The organism is Vibrio sp. L85, from assembly GCF_963871815.1.
GTDB lineage: Bacteria > Pseudomonadota > Gammaproteobacteria > Enterobacterales > Vibrionaceae > Vibrio > Vibrio harveyi.
The window spans coordinates 32,011-47,667 of sequence record NZ_CAWMYL010000061.1 but is presented as its reverse complement, the minus strand read 5'-3'; the positions used below and the strand labels follow the sequence as shown (position 1 = coordinate 47,667).

Sequence of the window (15,657 nt, the reverse complement as noted above, 5' to 3'; positions counted from 1 at the left end):
CAATAACGAAGGACTGATATGAGCTTCACAGAAGATTCAAGAGTAAAAATACCAACGATCCTACATCTCATGCGTTTGGGTTATGAGTACCTATCCCTGAAAGGAACACACTGGGACAAGGATACAAATATCTTCCCGGAATTATTCTCCTCAGCGGTCAGCCGTATAAATCCTGACATGACATCTGATGACGTTGCCCGTTTGCTCGAAGAAGTGAAACTCTCTCTGGAGAACGAAGACTTAGGCCGAGCTTTTTTCAATAAGTTGAAGGCTCGATCTGGTACTAAGCTGATCGATTTCGAGAACTTTTCCAACAACAGCTTCCATGTTGTTACTGAGCTAACCTACAAGAACGGAGACGATGAATTTCGTCCTGACATTATCTTGTTAATCAACGGCATGCCGCTGGTGTTTATTGAGGTGAAAAAGCCTAACAACCGAGACGGTATCATCGCGGAAAGAGAACGCATCAATAAACGTTTTCAAAACCCGAAATTCAAGCGCTTTGCTAACATCACTCAGTTCATGATTTTTTCCAACAACATGGACTACGTCGATGTTGATCCAGAGCCAGTACAAGGTGCGTTTTACGCGAGCAGTTCATATGACAAGCCAGTATTTAACTACTTTCGTGAAGAAGAGGTGTTAGATCTCACTGCGCTTTTAAAACCACTGACTGATGAGCAAGAACTGGCAGTACTCAAAGACAACAACTTGGAAGTGATCCGCAGCAACCCGGAGTTTTTGAGCAACAAAGAACCCAGCCGCCCAACCAATCGAATCTGTACCTCTTTACTCAGCAAAGAACGTTTGTCCTTTGTTCTACGCTATGCATTGGTCTACGTATCAGAGAGTGATGGCCTGCAAAAACACATCATGCGATACCCACAGATGTTTGCGACCAAAGCTATTGAGAGAAAGCTAAACGAAGGGGTTCGTAAAGGGATTATTTGGCATACCCAAGGAAGTGGTAAAACCGCGTTAACCTATTACAACGTTGGGTTCTTAACGGATTACTTCCAAAAACGAGAAATCATTCCAAAGTTCTATTTTATCGTCGATAGACTAGACTTGCTGCAACAAGCACAGCGAGAGTTCACTGCACGCGGCTTGATTGTTCATACCATAAACTCCCGTGAAGCGTTCACACGTGACATCAAAGCCACACAAGTGATTCACAACCACTCAGGCAAAGCCGAAATAACCGTCGTCAACATTCAGAAGTTTAAAGATGACCCCGACATTATTTCAACGCAAGACTATAACGTCACCATCCAACGCGTTTACTTCCTGGATGAAGTTCATCGCAGTTACAACCCGAAAGGTAGCTTTCTAGCCAATCTGACTCAGTCTGATACCAATGCTATCAAGATAGGCTTAACGGGTACGCCATTACTGGGTGAAGACTATAACTCACGAATTCTTTTTGGCGATTACATTCACAAGTATTACTACAATGCTTCCATTGCTGACGGCTATACCCTGCGCTTAATCCGTGAAGAAATTGCTACGAGTTACAAAATGACTTTGCAACAGGCTCTTGAGGAGGCAGAGCTTCAGGTAGGGGATGTAGATCGAGAAGATGTCTATGCGCATACTAGCTTTGCGACCCCGATGCTCAAGTACATCATCGATGACTTTGAAAAAAGCCGTGGAACACTTAACGATACAACTATAGGCGGTATGGTTATTTGTGATAGCTCCAAACAAGCTAAGCAGATGTACGAGACGTTTAAAAGTGTACACGCCCCTAAAATGGTAAGCGAAGACACTTCGGTTCAACCTGAAAAAGTTAGAAGCGCTGCGCTGATTTTGCATGATGTCGGCACAAAACAAGAACGCAAAGATTGGGTTGAGGATTTCAAAGCAGGAAAAATCGACTTACTGTTTGTTTACAACATGCTACTCACAGGCTTCGATGCTAAACGCTTGAAGAAACTCTACCTTGGCCGCGTGATCCGCAAACATAACTTGCTACAAGCACTGACACGCGTCAACCGCACATACAAAGACTTCCGTTATGGCTATGTAGTTGATTTTGCAGACATCCGCAAAGAGTTTGACGCGACTAACAAAGCTTACTTTGACGAATTACAGTCAGAGCTGGGCGACGAAATCGAAAGCTACTCCAAGCTATTCAAATCACAGGAAGAGATCAAACAAGAGATAGAACACATTAAAGATGTGTTGTTCCGCTTTGATATCGACAACATGGAGACCTTCTGTGATCAAATCAGCCAGATACAAGACAGAGAAACTGTCTTAGCACTGAAAAATGCCTTAGCTGATGCACGAAGCCTGTATAACTTAATTCGCCTGCAAGGTGAGTACGATTTCCTTGATGAACTGGATTTTGCCAAGCTAAACGTGCTTTACCGCGAAACCAGCAATCATTTGGACTTGCTCAACCTCAAGCAAGATCTTGAACAGGGTACAGACACCACACACCTGCTTCACAGAGCCTTAGAAGATGTCATCTTCAAGTTCGTTAAAATCGGTGAAGAAGAGCTGGTTTTGGCCGATCAGTTGAAGAATACACTGCGCCAAACACGCGAAGCTCTGGCAAGTAACTTTGACCAACAAGACCCGAAATTCATCAACCTGAAAGATGAACTAGAGCGATTGTTTAAGAAAAAGAATCTCAGTGAAGTAACACAAGATGAAATGGTCGCCAACATCGATGCACTCAATAAAATTCACCAACGAGTGAAAGAGTTGAACCGACAGAACAACCAATTGCGTCAGAAGTACCTAGGTGACACCAAGTATGCGCGTTTACACAAGCGTTTATACGAACGCCAACAAGAACGACGCGACATTACTGACTCTGAAAGAAAGATTTTTGAGGCCCTGCTCGGAGTCAAAGAAGACGCTGATAGCCAAGTGCTCGATAACACATCCGTTCTCGATAACGAAAGCTATTTTGAGCGGCATCTGCTACCCAAGGTTCATAACCGTTTTATCAAACAACAGAGCATTCCCTTGAATGCGGAAGCGGTGCGTTATGTAAACCACCTTGTCGTCGCAGAATATTTACAAGAATTTAATACCGGTAGCCAATCCTGGTAAGAACACAAATCAAGGCAGTACATAAACAATGGTTGAACTCGAATTTAGAGAAAAAACAAAAGCCCTAATCGATAGCTTGAAAAGCATATGTGCAACTAATGGCTTAGGCAATAGCACCGGGGAGTTTGAGATCATCACTCAGGTATTTCTATATAAATTCCTGAATGACAAGTTCGCCTATGAAGCCAAGAAAATTGACGAAAAAATCGCCAGCGCCGCGAAGTGGGAAGAAGCGCTGATTGAAATGAGTGAAGAAGATCTAGAGATGCTTCAGATTCAGATGGGCGGTGATACTGCTCGTTTGAAACCACATCATTTTATTAGTCACTTATTCAACCAACAAGACAAGCCAGGATTTGCTCAGCTGTTTGATGATACCTTGATGGACATCGCCATCACCAATAATGATGTGTTTGCAGTAATGACGGACACAGGCGAAAAAGTACAACTGTTTACCCGCATTAGTGAAAATGTGACAGTTTCCAAGCGTGACGCTTTCTGTAAAGCGATCATCAACAAACTGATTGAGTTCAGCTTTGAGCGTATCTTTAACCAGAAGTTTGATTTCTACGCGACCATCTTTGAATACCTGATCAAAGACTACAACAGCAACTCAGGCGGCAAATATGCTGAGTACTATACCCCTCATGCTGTCGCACGCATTATGGCCGCAATATTAGTGCCAGAAAACCAGCAAGGCACAGTGCGCAATGTGAGCTGTTATGACCCATCAGCGGGCTCTGGCACCTTGCTTATGAATGTCGCCCATGCCATCGGTGAAACACGTTGTAGCATCTACACGCAGGATATTTCGAAGAAGTCATCAAACCTACTGCGTTTGAACCTGATTTTGAACAACTTGGTACATTCAATCCCTAACGTGATTGAGGGTGACACCTTGCGTCATCCACACCACAAAGAAAATGGCGATTTACGCAAGTTTGATTACATTGTCTCTAACCCACCATTTAAGCTGGATTTCAGTGATTTTCGTGATGAGTTGGACAGCAAAGAAAACAAAGATCGCTTTTTTGCTGGCATTCCCAAAATCAAACCGAAAGCTAAGGACAAAATGGAAATCTACCAATTGTTCTTGCAGCACATAATCTACTCATTAAAACCGGGTGGAAAAGCAGCGGTTGTACTACCAACAGGGTTTATTACCGCCCAGTCAGGCATCGATAAGAAGATCCGTCAGTACTTGGTTGATAACAAGATGCTGGCGGGTGTGGTATCTATGCCATCGAATATCTTTGCGACCACAGGAACCAACGTCTCTATTCTGTTTATTGATGACAGTAACAAAGACAAAGTGGTGCTGGTTGACGCATCCAATCTGGGTCAAAAGATCAAAGAAGGTAAGAATCAGAAGACGGTTCTATCACCAGAAGAAGAACAGCAAATCATTGATGTGTTCAACAACAAATGGACAGAAGAAGATTTCTCCGTCGCTGTCAGTTATGACGACATCACCGAGAAAAATTACAGCCTCAGTGCCAGGCAGTACTTCGAAGTTAAAATTGAATACGTAGATATTACAGCAGAGCAGTTTGTAGAAAAAATGCAAGGCTTTACCAGTAATCTAGATAGCCTATTTAACCAGTCACGTGAATTGGAAACTGAGATTAATAAACAGTTGGCGGGATTGAAGTATGAGTAGGTTGAGTATTTGCCAGTTGGGAGACTTGATTGAGTTCCAAAGAGGGTATGATTTACCTAAATCTAAGTTTGTTGCAGGGCCTTATCCTGTACAATCATCGAATGGAATTCTCGGCTATCACAATGAATATAAAGTTGAAGCTCCAGGTATAACTATTGGTCGAAGTGGCACAGTAGGCCTTCCTCATATGCTTGAGGAAAATTTTTACCCACATAATACAGCGTTGTATATCAAAGACTTTAAAGGAAATGATGTTAGATATATTTATTATCTTCTTAAATATTTAAAGCTTGGTGACAAAAAGAGTGGTTCAGGTGTTCCCACCATGAATCGCAATCATCTTCATCCTCTTACAATAAATGCATTTAGAAATATAACAGATCAAAAGAGCATTTCTAGCGTTCTCCATTTGGTTGATCAAAAAATCGAACTCAACAACCGTATAAATGCTGAACTAGAAGCAATGGCAAAAACGCTTTATGACTACTGGTTCGTTCAGTTTGATTTCCCAGATGCGAATGGAAAACCATATAAAGCTTCTGGTGGAAAAATGGTTTACAACGATACCTTGATGCGTGAAATTCCAGATGGATGGCATGATGGTTGTGCTTCGGAAATAATTTCCTTCAATCCAACTACTTATTTAAGTAAGGGTAGTATGGCTAAGTACATCGATATGGATTCGCTACCAGTTAAAGGTTTTATGACAAAAAGACCTAGAGCGAAAGAGTTTGCAGGTGGTACTAAATTTGTCAAAAATGATGTTGCTGTTGCCCGGATAACACCATGCCTTGAGAATGGTAAAACAGCCTTGTTATCTAGGCTAGAAGAAGGTGAAGTTGGGTTTGGCTCTACGGAGTTTATTATCTTAAGAGGAAAAAATTTCCCGTTGTTTGGGTTTGCCTCATGTTTATCTAGGTCAGAATCTTTCCGCCAATTTGCTATAGCTAACATGACTGGAACCTCTGGACGAAAACGAATTGATGCAAAAGTGCTCGAAACGTATTCGTTAGCGATTCCGCCGAAAGATCTATTGGTGAAATATGAAGAAACTGTCAGTTCATTTTTTAAGAATATGACAGTAAATAGTATCGAAAATGATGAACTATCAGATTTAAGAGATTGGCTTCTACCAATGCTAATGAACGGCCAAGTAACGGTAAAACCAAGCACTGAATCACAGGAGGCTCAGCATGGCTAAAGATCTCACTGAGTCTTTGCATGACAGACAAAACATACTGAATAACCGTTATGCCCTGCAAAAAGCAGAGCAACACTTGGCATTAGGTGGTGTTCAGTTTAATGGTGAGGCGGTGTTCACTAAACAACAAGTCATGGAATTGTTTGAAATCAGTGAACGTACAATTGAGCGCTATTTGTCGAGCCATGCAGATGAGCTGAAAAACAATGGCTATCAAATATTAAGAGGATTAAAACTCAGAGAATTCAAAGCTTTAAGTTATGGTACCGACATCGATGACGGTACCAAAACCAGTGTGCTAGGAGTTTTCTCTTTTCGCGCCATTTTGAACATTGGCATGCTGCTCACTGACAGTGAGCGCGCCAAAGAACTGCGCTCTCGTGTACTCGATATTGTCATTGATGTACTCGCAGAACGCGCAGGGGGTCATACCAAGTTCATCAACCAGCGTGATCAAGATTACTTGATGGCGGCGTTCCAGGAGGAAAACTACCGCAAACAGTTTACCGACGCCTTAGACAAGTACGTAGACGGCAATAAGTGGAAGTATGGCCGCTTTACTAACCTGATCTACCAAAGCATTTTCCATGAGAATGCAGCGGAGTATAAAAAAATACTCAAGCTAGCCGAAAAGGATAAGATCCGTGAAACCATGTACTCAGAAGTGCTCACGCTTATCGCAAGTTTTGAATCAGGCATCGCTCACGAGCTAGAACGCCAGAGTACCGGCCTGGGCCGCCCATTGACGCAAAAAGAAGCTGAGCTGCTGTTTGCCAGTTTTGAGCAGCATCCTCTCTTTAGGCCGCTGATAACCGATGCCAGAACAAAAATGGCCAGTAGAGACTTATGCTTTAGAGATGCTTTGCATGAAAAGCTCGAGGCCTATATTAAATCGGTTCCAGAAGCTGACTTTGAGCGTTTCCTTGGTGAGAAGAGTAAATCCCTAGAGGAGCAGCTCAGCGATCCTGAAACACTTGACGTATTTAAACGCTTGAAGGACCGTTGATATGACCGATGACGCTCAGCCACGGTACTTTTACTTCGATGTGACGTACGCGGTGAGTACCCACGATTGGATCATTGAAAAATCAGGCGGTTTAACGGGTACAAAAGATATCGGTCAACTTGAAAGCCCATTAGAGCATATTCAAAACGACTGGTATTACCCTGAAATCGAAGACAAGCTGACGCACTTAGTGTTTTCCATCAACAAAAACCATGCCTTCAATGATGGCAATAAGCGCTCATCTCTGGCACTCGGAGCCTACTTTTTAGAGCTCAACGGATTTGACTACATCGTGCAGCATTTCGTTCGCGAAATGGAGAACATCGCCGTTTGGGTCGCCGATAACGTTATTGATAAAGAGCTACTGCATAAAATTATTAGCTCTATTCTGTATGAAGATGAGTACTCCATATCGTTGAAACTGGAAATTTATGAGGCCGTTCAAAGAGCTGAGGACAACAAGCAGCAATAAGCCGCGCTCAACTGCTACGAGCTCATACTTGCTCAAGGCCAAGCGGACGAAAATTGAGTTGTTCGGTTATTCCGAACAACTGCCTGATCCAAGTTGGTAAACGAACAGCAACCACTGTCAAGCAGAGAGCTCTAGACCGTTTACCTCCCAGTACAAAGTGAACTATCCGGAAATTCCGGATAGTTCATCACAAGGCATTATTTCGATGGCTTTTGGATTCAAGCTCCAGTGCGAGTATCAAACCCACCAACCGAAAAGCACCCCAAAAGCGCTCTTACTCACAGCCCACCGCGTGCAGCCCCATGGGCTTTCACATGTGAAAGTACATCAGCCCTAATGCACTACAAATAGGCCAAATCCCACAATAATCTAGAAATTTACCGTCACAATCCCATCAAAAGAAATAATCAACACTCATGTCCCACAATGATTGGACTATAAATCCCTACATCCCCGCCAAAACAATAAAGCAACGAAAATAATCCGTAGCAACGTCCCACAAGGATAGGTATCTGGAAAGTACAGGGATAGGTCCCAGGAGAGGAATCGCTGTCATGCTTACCAATCAGTGGTGGGACACAAGGAAAATTACGCACCCCAAAAGGGCAATTACAGATGCGTAAGTAACAGTACGTTTGCGCTACCTTGAGCAAAACAAACAAGGATCCACTATGACTGTATTAAATGAACATTCTGCCGCCTATCAATGGCATCAACGAGCCCAGCAGCGAACCCCTGAAAGTGAACAAGAATGCTTTGAACTCGCTCTATCACAATCGCTCAAAGCCCTTGCTGATATCGAGAACTTTACAATGCAGGAGCCCTACTTGCTTGAGTTTTTAGCCAGTTGCTACGCGAACCAATTTTGGCGAATCCATCGAACACATAAGGACACCTCACCTGGCCGCTACGGTTGCCGTGTTCGGGTTCGGAACCATCGCTTTGAAGCGGCTTGGTACTACAACTGGTATCTCAGTGCTAATCAAATGTCACAGCGAAACAACAAAGAACAACGCGTTCGCTCAAAGCATTTAGCCAAAGGCAAAGGCTTTCGTTACCCACCGGGTCGCTTTTCAAAAGCCAACGATGAATGGGAATCCGATCTTATTGAGTACACAGAAGATGCCTTCGCACTGATCCGCGAAGTACGCCATGAAATCCTCACCATCAAACAAAAAGCGCAAATCTGTACAAAACGACTTCACAAGCTTCGTGAACACTTTCAAAAAATGGAGAAGCACTATGACTAAGAAAACCATACCAAACGCGGTATTACCGACTATTGCGGAGAACTGGATCTATCAGATTTTGATATTGCACTGCCAGAACAATCTCCATTGCCAGAATTAATCAAAGATTTACCTCTGTTTGTCGCCGATGAATCGAAGATACTAACGGTTGCGGCTAAAGACCTTGAAGCGCGATTGGAAAAGCTGTGCAAAGCTCTGACAGCTGAGTACAAAGTGAAATATCCAATACGCTACAAATTCAAAGTCAAAAAATCAAAAGGCTTACCAGAGATCACATGGTATCGCCTAATTCTTCATCGCTATCCAGACGAAGAGCTTGAAGAAAAAGAAGTATCCGAAGGGGTATTGAGACGTTTTTCAAACGCAATGCCCTGGGAGATCCCGCTGTATCTTCATTTGCTAGACCAGATCAAACAACTGGAACAGCGTGTGAAGCCTACAAGAGAGCTGTCTAGCCAGGTGAGAAAAACGATGCGAGCGATAGAAAAACTGCACATTTAGTTCTATCCAATCAGGAGGCTTCATGCCATGAAATGAAGCTTCTACCCACAGTTTGCATTTTCAAAATCGATGATACGCTGGTAGTAAAGTGAGGAGAAAATGCTGTGATGATATTGAAAGTTCAGGTTGAAAAAATCAATGCAGCAAGCGTCGATATCGCTTGGTTCGCGGGGTTGAACAATCACGGTATCGTTACGGTTCAAATTGCTCAAAGTGAGTTCCGGTGCGCTGTAGCAGAGTTAACGGCGGCTAGGTTCTTAATTCTCGACAAACAGGTATTCGGGCGCTTACCAAACAGCGGTAAAGGTCTCGCACTCAGCCTAACCAAAGAAACCATTTTAGCGGCCAAGAATGAAGCTCTCAAAGCAGCCGCACTGTTTCTGTCCAACCGTCTATCCGGTATCAAACTTTATTCTGACGAGATTGTTGATATCACTCATCCAGAAACAAAAGACATTATTTCGCCTTATGCTTCCCCCTATCCTACGTTTGAGGTTGCAAAACTTGGCACCATCGCCATCAGTAACCATGCAATGCAACGCTACCAACAAAGACACAAGCAAGGTGATATTCGTAATCCGTGGCACAGCTTACAGAAGCAACTCTCCCATCCAAATCTAGAAAGACTGGCTTTGTCATCAAGAACACGTTTTCAAAAGCTACTCCGTTACGGAAGCGAGCAACATGAAATTTGGGCCAACCCTACAGGCAATCTTTACTTTCAAATTGCATCCTTAGCGGAGCACAAGTTGGTTGTGACGGTTTTTTCTCAGGTAACGCATGCTTTCGATGAAATTCATGCTTAGGAAAGCTAAGCTAAATAGAGATAGAAGATACTTACAGGAAGTGAATATGGAACTTTGGATTTGGCTGGGAGGTTTATTACTGACAGTAGCCGCAGTCGGTGGGGTATTTTGGTATTCAGGACGACAGCGATAGCTTTATTACTAGTCGATGTTATCGAGTTCCTGCCTGATCTGCTCAACAAGCTCCTGCTTTTTAGTTTCACTGAGCTTTTCAATCAAACATGCCAGTTCCGCTGAGCTGTCGGAATCTGAAAAGAAAAATGCAACAGGCACACCAAGCTCCTGAGCAAGCTTTTGTAGCGTACCGATATCGGGCATATGACGCCCCTTTTCATAATGATTCATACGGCCACTCGCTGAACTTGGATCCATACCCAAACGGATACCAAGCTCCCTCTGGCTGATACCAACGCGGTTTCTTGCCTGTTTAAGGCGCTGTGGAAATGGATTTGTTTTAGACAAGTGAGAATCATCATCAACCTACGATGCTTAGATTTTCTAAGTTTTAATTATACCTGTATACTTAGGAAAACTAAGCACAAAATGGAGACTAAGATGAAAACACTAAAAAAGTTCGCACTATTTTGCGTTTTTTGTCTTGGTGCGTTGGTGACTGTATATCAAAGCTGGGGAGTTATATTGATGGTCTTCCCAAGCGTTATTTGGCTACATAAGCCTTTGAATGTTATCCACAGAAATAAGTACATCGCGTTGTTATTTTGGTTGGTACTCTTTTATGTAAACTGGCTATTCGCTAGTGCCGCCGCCCTCACCTATTTCTTCATTCATGTCTGGCATTTGCACCAACAGAACATTCCACTCAATGACTCGTCTTGCGTTAAGCGAGCGCCTCGACGCATCAACCCAAGCACTGGTTTGTTGATGAAGAACAGACACTTTGACATGACAGGTGAAGCTTATGGCTGGAAGATTGATTGATATGGGTTGGTGATGATCACTTTCGCTCCTAATGGGAAGGATCGTAATAACAAAATGATCCACGATCCATAACAAAGCCCCCGATCAACAACTGGTGAGTTTAAAGATCAAAAGATATCTCCTGCTTATCCACAATGTGTCAATTTGGTGATCACCCGATAAATAACTGCAAAATCAAATTGTTTTGAAAAGGAAATTTCTCATGAAACCGAAGGCTAGGTTTACTCCATTATCGTTACTCATTTTGCTCACTGGATGCGCCTCTACATCAACTCCTATCCAATATGACAACAGCCACAGCCGTGCTCATAACATTGCTCATGCAGGTGGGCTCTACCAAACAGAAGACAAAGTCATTCCAATGAAAGATTTTGAGGCATTTAAGCTCGCGAAAGCTGCCGCAGGAAATACATTGTTGTTCACGTCTTCAGTAGGCGCGGGACTTGAGTTAAGTGAAGGACTAAGCCTTGGTTTGCTAACGTCATTGCTGGAACAGCCTGATACCGCTTCACGAAACAGCATTATTGCTTGGATGCCTATACAAGAAGCGACATCCGCTCGAGACGCACAGCAAAAGTTGCTCTACCACTTCAACGCAGCCATCGAAACCGTGCTTCAAGAACAATCTATTAACTATGAGCGCACGAATGGCAATTCAGAACAAAAGATAGAGTTCTACTTCCATAGTGCTGACTACCAAGCTGGTATGACAAACCAGGACCTATGCTATATCACCGCTGAAGTTTTCGAACCGAGAAGAACGATGTCACCATCTTTCGTCAACGATGGACAGGAAAGTTTTGCATTTGAATCCAACCATCACGTCTACTACCAGAGATTTAGAATTTCGCCAGGTAAGAATAGTGACATCCCTTCTGATGCACTTTACGCAGCTATCAGTAGTAAGTTGCCCGATTGGATCTTCATCTATATAGCAAAAGGGAACATTCACTTTGGTAAACAGACGATCACCACCCCTTACCTGCTAGAGAGTGGAAAACCACTTTTGTTTGTCGCTGCTGAAGAGAAATAACGTGAAAGCTGATCCGGTTTCCCACCATTCCCACTTTTCCCATCCTGATCTATGATGGAAGTCATCTTGGGAAGTCAGTATTTGACCATAAATTGCAATTTGGTCCCCAATCGGTCCCCAAGACGTCGCGCGAGGCCAGCTATTATGGGAAACTTCACTTTCTGTATCGGTAAATAGTAAAACGCGCGGTGTCAGGCATAAGCTTAACACCGCGTTTCTTTTTGTACTGACGAACAACTGCAACTTGTCGTTGGTATGACTTATAAAGGAAGACACATGATCCACATTATTACAGGCAGTACTCTCGGTGGTGCGGAATACGTTGGTGATCACCTAAGTGATCTACTCAATGAGAACGGATTGGAAACAACAATCCACAATCAACCAGAGTTGTCGTCGATCGAGAATCGAGGCACTTGGTTAGTTATCACTTCAACTCACGGTGCAGGTGAATATCCAGACAATATCCAACCTTTCATCAACGCACTGCAAAATACGCCACCAAAAATGGCGGATGTGAAGTTCGCCGTCATCGCAATTGGTGATTCAAGCTACGATACATTCTGTGCAGCAGGTCAGCATGCATATGACCTACTAGAAGATATTGGTGCAACACCTTTAGCAGATTGCTTGAAAATAGACGTGCTTAACCATGATGTACCTGAAGACGCAGCAGAAGCTTGGTTAAACGAGAACCTCGCACGTTTTTCTGCTTAATCCCCCTTTCACAGAGCCGAATTACGGCTCTGTTTTTCCTCTTTGTGAATAACTCCTATCAGCCAACACCGTTCAACCGCTCAAAAAACACCCAAAACATCTGTGGATAAGTAAGGTAAGATCCAGTGACTTTCCTTTAGTTATCCAAATAACAACTTAGATCTTTTTTTAGCCCTGTGCATAACCATCGATTTTGATCTCAGGAAATCCTCGATCAGATCAAATCATGATCACAAGATTTGATCCAAAGAAGATCCATGATCTTGTTGATCATTTTCCAGTTATCCACAGAAACCTGCGATCCTAATAATAGATCCAATAAAAGATCATATATATAGATCTTATATATATAGTCTTAAGGTCTAAAATGTGAAAAGCGAGAAAACGATTCTCTCTCATAGATAAAAAAGGTAAAATACCGCTCTTTTTTATCTGTCCATTAAATCCTTTGAATACCTGAGGTCAGTTCATGCTTTATCACGAAAACTTTGACGTCATTGTTGTTGGTGGCGGACACGCAGGAACGGAAGCCGCGCTCGCATCTGCACGCACAGGACAAAAAACCCTTCTCCTTACCCATAACATCGATACATTAGGCCAGATGTCTTGTAATCCGGCGATTGGTGGTATCGGTAAAGGTCACTTAGTAAAAGAAGTGGATGCTATGGGCGGTCTGATGGCTGAAGCCATTGACCATGCAGGTATTCAATTCCGAACGCTAAATGCTTCCAAGGGTCCAGCGGTTCGAGCTACACGAGCTCAAGCAGACCGTGCTCTATACAAAGCATACGTACGCAACGCATTAGAAAATGCGCCAAATCTAACTCTGTTCCAGCAATCGGTCGACGATCTGATTGTGGAGCAAGATCGTGTGGTTGGCGTTGTGACACAAATGGGGCTGAAATTCCACGCGAAAGCTGTGGTATTAACGGTTGGTACTTTCCTTGGTGGTAAGATCCACATTGGTATGGAAAGTTCATCCGGTGGTCGTGCTGGTGATCCACCATCGATAGCATTGGCGGATCGATTGCGTGAACTACCATTCCGAGTTGATCGATTAAAAACAGGTACGCCACCGCGTATTGATGCTCGAAGCGTTGATTTCTCAGTGCTAGAAGCGCAGCATGGTGACAACCCGACACCTGTATTTTCATTTATGGGGAAACGAGAGCACCATCCACGTCAGATCCCATGTTTTATCACTCACACCAATGAGCAAACTCATGAAGTGATCCGTAATAACCTTGATCGTAGCCCAATGTACGCTGGTGTGATCGAAGGTATCGGTCCACGCTACTGTCCGTCTATCGAAGACAAAGTGATGCGCTTTGCGGATAAAAACAGTCACCAAATCTTTATTGAGCCAGAAGGTTTAACGACGCACGAGTTATACCCTAATGGTATTTCCACCAGTTTGCCGTTTGACGTTCAAGTTCAAATCGTTCGCTCAATGAAAGGGTTTGAAAACGCACACATTGTTCGTCCTGGTTATGCGATTGAATACGATTTCTTCGACCCTCGTGATTTGAAGCAAACGTACGAAACCAAATTCATCAATGGTTTGTTCTTCGCGGGGCAAATCAACGGTACAACAGGTTATGAAGAAGCCGCTGCACAGGGTTTAATGGCTGGTCTTAATGCAAGTTTGCACAGTCAAGGCAAAGAAGGCTGGAGCCCTCGTCGTGACCAAGCTTACATGGGTGTTCTAATTGACGATCTGTCGACCATGGGTACCAAAGAACCGTACCGAATGTTCACGTCTCGAGCGGAATACCGTTTGTTGCTACGTGAAGATAACGCCGATTTGCGTTTGACAGAAAAAGCACGTGAACTTGGTTTGATTGATGATGTTCGTTGGGCACGTTTCAACGAAAAAATCGACAACATGGAAACTGAGCGCCAACGCTTAAAGTCGACCTGGATGAATCCAAATTCAATTGGTATCGATGAATTAAACAAGCTGCTGAAAACGCCAATGGCGCGTGAAGCAAGTGGTGAGGATCTTCTTCGTCGCCCAGAGATCTCATACTCACAATTGACCGAGCTCGAAGCTTTTGCTCCGGCACTGGAAGATCAACAAGCTGCTGAGCAAGTTGAAATTCAGGTTAAGTACGATGGTTACATCAAGCGTCAACAAGAAGAGATCGAAAAATCACTGCGCCATGAGCACACTAAGTTGCCAGCTGATTTGGACTACAAAGACGTGAAAGGTCTTTCCAATGAAGTCGTTGCAAAGCTGACAGAAGCGAAACCAGAAAGCATTGGTATTGCATCTCGCATCTCGGGCATTACCCCTGCGGCGATTTCTATTTTGCTTGTTCACCTGAAGAAGCACGGTTTGCTGAAGAAAGGTGAGGAAGAATAATGAGCGCTTTACGTACCAGATTAGACGAGCTGATCGCACAAACCGATTTAGAAGTGTCTGAAAAGCAACGCGAGCAGTTAGTCGGTTACGTCGAATTGCTCGACAAGTGGAACAAAGCTTACAACTTGACGTCGGTCCGTGATCCGCTTGAGATGTTAGTGAAACATATCCTTGATAGCATCATCGTTAGCACTCACTTACCGGGTGAGCGCTTTATCGATGTTGGCACAGGACCTGGTTTACCTGGGATTCCACTCGCAATCATGAACCCTGAAAAGACGTTCTTCTTGCTCGATAGCCTTGGTAAGCGCATTCGTTTTCTCAAGCAAGTTGTGCACGCACTTGGGTTGAAAAATGTGACACCAATTCAAAGTCGCGTTGAAGAATTCCAGCCAGAAGAAAAATTTGATGGCGTTTTGAGTCGAGCTTTTGCTTCAATGACTGACATGGTGGAATGGTGTCATCATTTGCCTAAACAAGATTCAGGGGTGTTTCTTGCGTTGAAAGGACAACACCCTAAAGATGAAATAGATCAGCTTCCTGAATGGTGTAGTGTGACGGAGATCATATCTTTAGCTGTTCCTGAGTTGGAAGGTGATCGTCATCTAGTAATCTTATCGCGCAAGGAAAATTAGCGA

At 43.5% G+C, this 15,657-nt stretch carries 14 protein-coding genes; 13 read left to right on the top strand and 1 reads right to left on the bottom strand.

Going from position 1 to position 15,657, the window contains the following annotated elements; all coding sequences use genetic code 11:
- Nucleotides 1–18: 18 nt before the first annotated feature.
- The 8 genes from AACR11_RS07885 to AACR11_RS07850 all read left to right on the top strand — a co-directional run bounded on the left by AACR11_RS07885 (nucleotide 19) and on the right by AACR11_RS07850 (nucleotide 9,965).
- Entirely contained in the window at nucleotides 19–3,069 is a 3,051-nt protein-coding gene (locus tag AACR11_RS07885) for a type I restriction endonuclease subunit R (protein ID WP_079324648.1), read from the top strand.
- A 28-nt stretch (nucleotides 3,070–3,097) separates the two neighbouring features.
- Nucleotides 3,098–4,729 (top strand): HsdM family class I SAM-dependent methyltransferase, encoded by a 1,632-nt coding sequence (locus AACR11_RS07880; RefSeq protein ID WP_079324646.1) that lies wholly within the window; start codon nucleotides 3,098–3,100, stop codon nucleotides 4,727–4,729.
- A complete protein-coding gene (locus AACR11_RS07875) occupies nucleotides 4,722–5,930 on the top strand; it encodes a restriction endonuclease subunit S (RefSeq protein ID WP_069538392.1) in 1,209 nt (402 codons plus the stop codon). Before AACR11_RS07880 ends, AACR11_RS07875 begins: the two co-directional genes overlap by 8 nt.
- A complete protein-coding gene (locus AACR11_RS07870) occupies nucleotides 5,923–6,936 on the top strand; it encodes a DNA-binding protein (RefSeq protein WP_079324644.1) in 1,014 nt (337 codons plus the stop codon). Before AACR11_RS07875 ends, AACR11_RS07870 begins: the two co-directional genes overlap by 8 nt.
- Nucleotide 6,937: 1 nt before the next feature.
- Complete coding sequence (locus tag AACR11_RS07865; RefSeq protein ID WP_023584702.1) at nucleotides 6,938–7,408, top strand: type II toxin-antitoxin system death-on-curing family toxin; 471 nt, start codon at nucleotides 6,938–6,940, stop codon at nucleotides 7,406–7,408.
- Between the two features lie 671 nt (nucleotides 7,409–8,079).
- Nucleotides 8,080–8,658 carry a conjugative transfer protein MobI(A/C) gene (gene mobI, locus AACR11_RS07860; RefSeq protein ID WP_114145634.1) on the top strand — a complete coding sequence of 193 codons (579 nt, stop codon included), beginning with the start codon at nucleotides 8,080–8,082 and terminating at the stop codon, nucleotides 8,656–8,658.
- A gap of 87 nt (nucleotides 8,659–8,745) precedes the next feature.
- A complete protein-coding gene (locus AACR11_RS07855; RefSeq protein WP_223295729.1) occupies nucleotides 8,746–9,159 on the top strand; it encodes a hypothetical protein in 414 nt (137 codons plus the stop codon).
- Between the two features lie 107 nt (nucleotides 9,160–9,266).
- Nucleotides 9,267–9,965: a hypothetical protein gene (locus tag AACR11_RS07850; RefSeq protein WP_069538384.1), complete on the top strand. Its 699-nt coding sequence runs from the start codon at nucleotides 9,267–9,269 to the stop codon at nucleotides 9,963–9,965.
- Between the two features lie 141 nt (nucleotides 9,966–10,106).
- Here AACR11_RS07850 and AACR11_RS07845 read toward each other — a convergent pair whose 3' ends face one another.
- Nucleotides 10,107–10,427: a helix-turn-helix domain-containing protein gene (locus tag AACR11_RS07845; RefSeq protein ID WP_079324642.1), complete on the bottom strand. Its 321-nt coding sequence runs from the start codon at nucleotides 10,425–10,427 to the stop codon at nucleotides 10,107–10,109.
- Nucleotides 10,428–10,520: 93 nt separating this feature from the next.
- On the opposite strand from AACR11_RS07845, the gene AACR11_RS07840 reads away from it, so the two are divergent.
- From AACR11_RS07840 to rsmG, 5 genes are all read left to right on the top strand, one after another.
- Nucleotides 10,521–10,904, top strand: a complete 384-nt coding sequence (locus AACR11_RS07840) for a hypothetical protein (protein ID WP_079324640.1) — start codon at nucleotides 10,521–10,523, stop codon at nucleotides 10,902–10,904.
- Between the two features lie 202 nt (nucleotides 10,905–11,106).
- Nucleotides 11,107–11,937 (top strand): hypothetical protein, encoded by an 831-nt coding sequence (locus AACR11_RS07835; RefSeq protein WP_079324638.1) that lies wholly within the window; start codon nucleotides 11,107–11,109, stop codon nucleotides 11,935–11,937.
- A gap of 276 nt (nucleotides 11,938–12,213) precedes the next feature.
- Nucleotides 12,214–12,654: an FMN-binding protein MioC gene (mioC, locus tag AACR11_RS07830; RefSeq protein WP_005451042.1), complete on the top strand. Its 441-nt coding sequence runs from the start codon at nucleotides 12,214–12,216 to the stop codon at nucleotides 12,652–12,654.
- Between the two features lie 469 nt (nucleotides 12,655–13,123).
- Entirely contained in the window at nucleotides 13,124–15,019 is a 1,896-nt protein-coding gene (gene mnmG / locus AACR11_RS07825; RefSeq protein ID WP_005451040.1) for a tRNA uridine-5-carboxymethylaminomethyl(34) synthesis enzyme MnmG, read from the top strand.
- A complete protein-coding gene (gene rsmG / locus AACR11_RS07820) occupies nucleotides 15,019–15,654 on the top strand; it encodes a 16S rRNA (guanine(527)-N(7))-methyltransferase RsmG (protein ID WP_005451038.1) in 636 nt (211 codons plus the stop codon). Before mnmG ends, rsmG begins: the two co-directional genes overlap by 1 nt.
- Nucleotides 15,655–15,657: the final 3 nt, after the last annotated feature.

Coding starts and splice junctions, on each gene's coding strand:
- AACR11_RS07885 (WP_079324648.1), top strand. CDS start 19: ATGAGCTTCACAGAAGATTCAAGAGTAAAAATACCAACGATCCTACAT.
- AACR11_RS07880 (WP_079324646.1), top strand. CDS start 3,098: ATGGTTGAACTCGAATTTAGAGAAAAAACAAAAGCCCTAATCGATAGC.
- AACR11_RS07875 (WP_069538392.1), top strand. CDS start 4,722: ATGAGTAGGTTGAGTATTTGCCAGTTGGGAGACTTGATTGAGTTCCAA.
- AACR11_RS07870 (WP_079324644.1), top strand. CDS start 5,923: ATGGCTAAAGATCTCACTGAGTCTTTGCATGACAGACAAAACATACTG.
- AACR11_RS07865 (WP_023584702.1), top strand. CDS start 6,938: ATGACCGATGACGCTCAGCCACGGTACTTTTACTTCGATGTGACGTAC.
- mobI (WP_114145634.1), top strand. CDS start 8,080: ATGACTGTATTAAATGAACATTCTGCCGCCTATCAATGGCATCAACGA.
- AACR11_RS07850 (WP_069538384.1), top strand. CDS start 9,267: ATGATATTGAAAGTTCAGGTTGAAAAAATCAATGCAGCAAGCGTCGAT.
- AACR11_RS07840 (WP_079324640.1), top strand. CDS start 10,521: ATGAAAACACTAAAAAAGTTCGCACTATTTTGCGTTTTTTGTCTTGGT.
- AACR11_RS07835 (WP_079324638.1), top strand. CDS start 11,107: ATGAAACCGAAGGCTAGGTTTACTCCATTATCGTTACTCATTTTGCTC.
- mioC (WP_005451042.1), top strand. CDS start 12,214: ATGATCCACATTATTACAGGCAGTACTCTCGGTGGTGCGGAATACGTT.
- mnmG (WP_005451040.1), top strand. CDS start 13,124: ATGCTTTATCACGAAAACTTTGACGTCATTGTTGTTGGTGGCGGACAC.
- rsmG (WP_005451038.1), top strand. CDS start 15,019: ATGAGCGCTTTACGTACCAGATTAGACGAGCTGATCGCACAAACCGAT.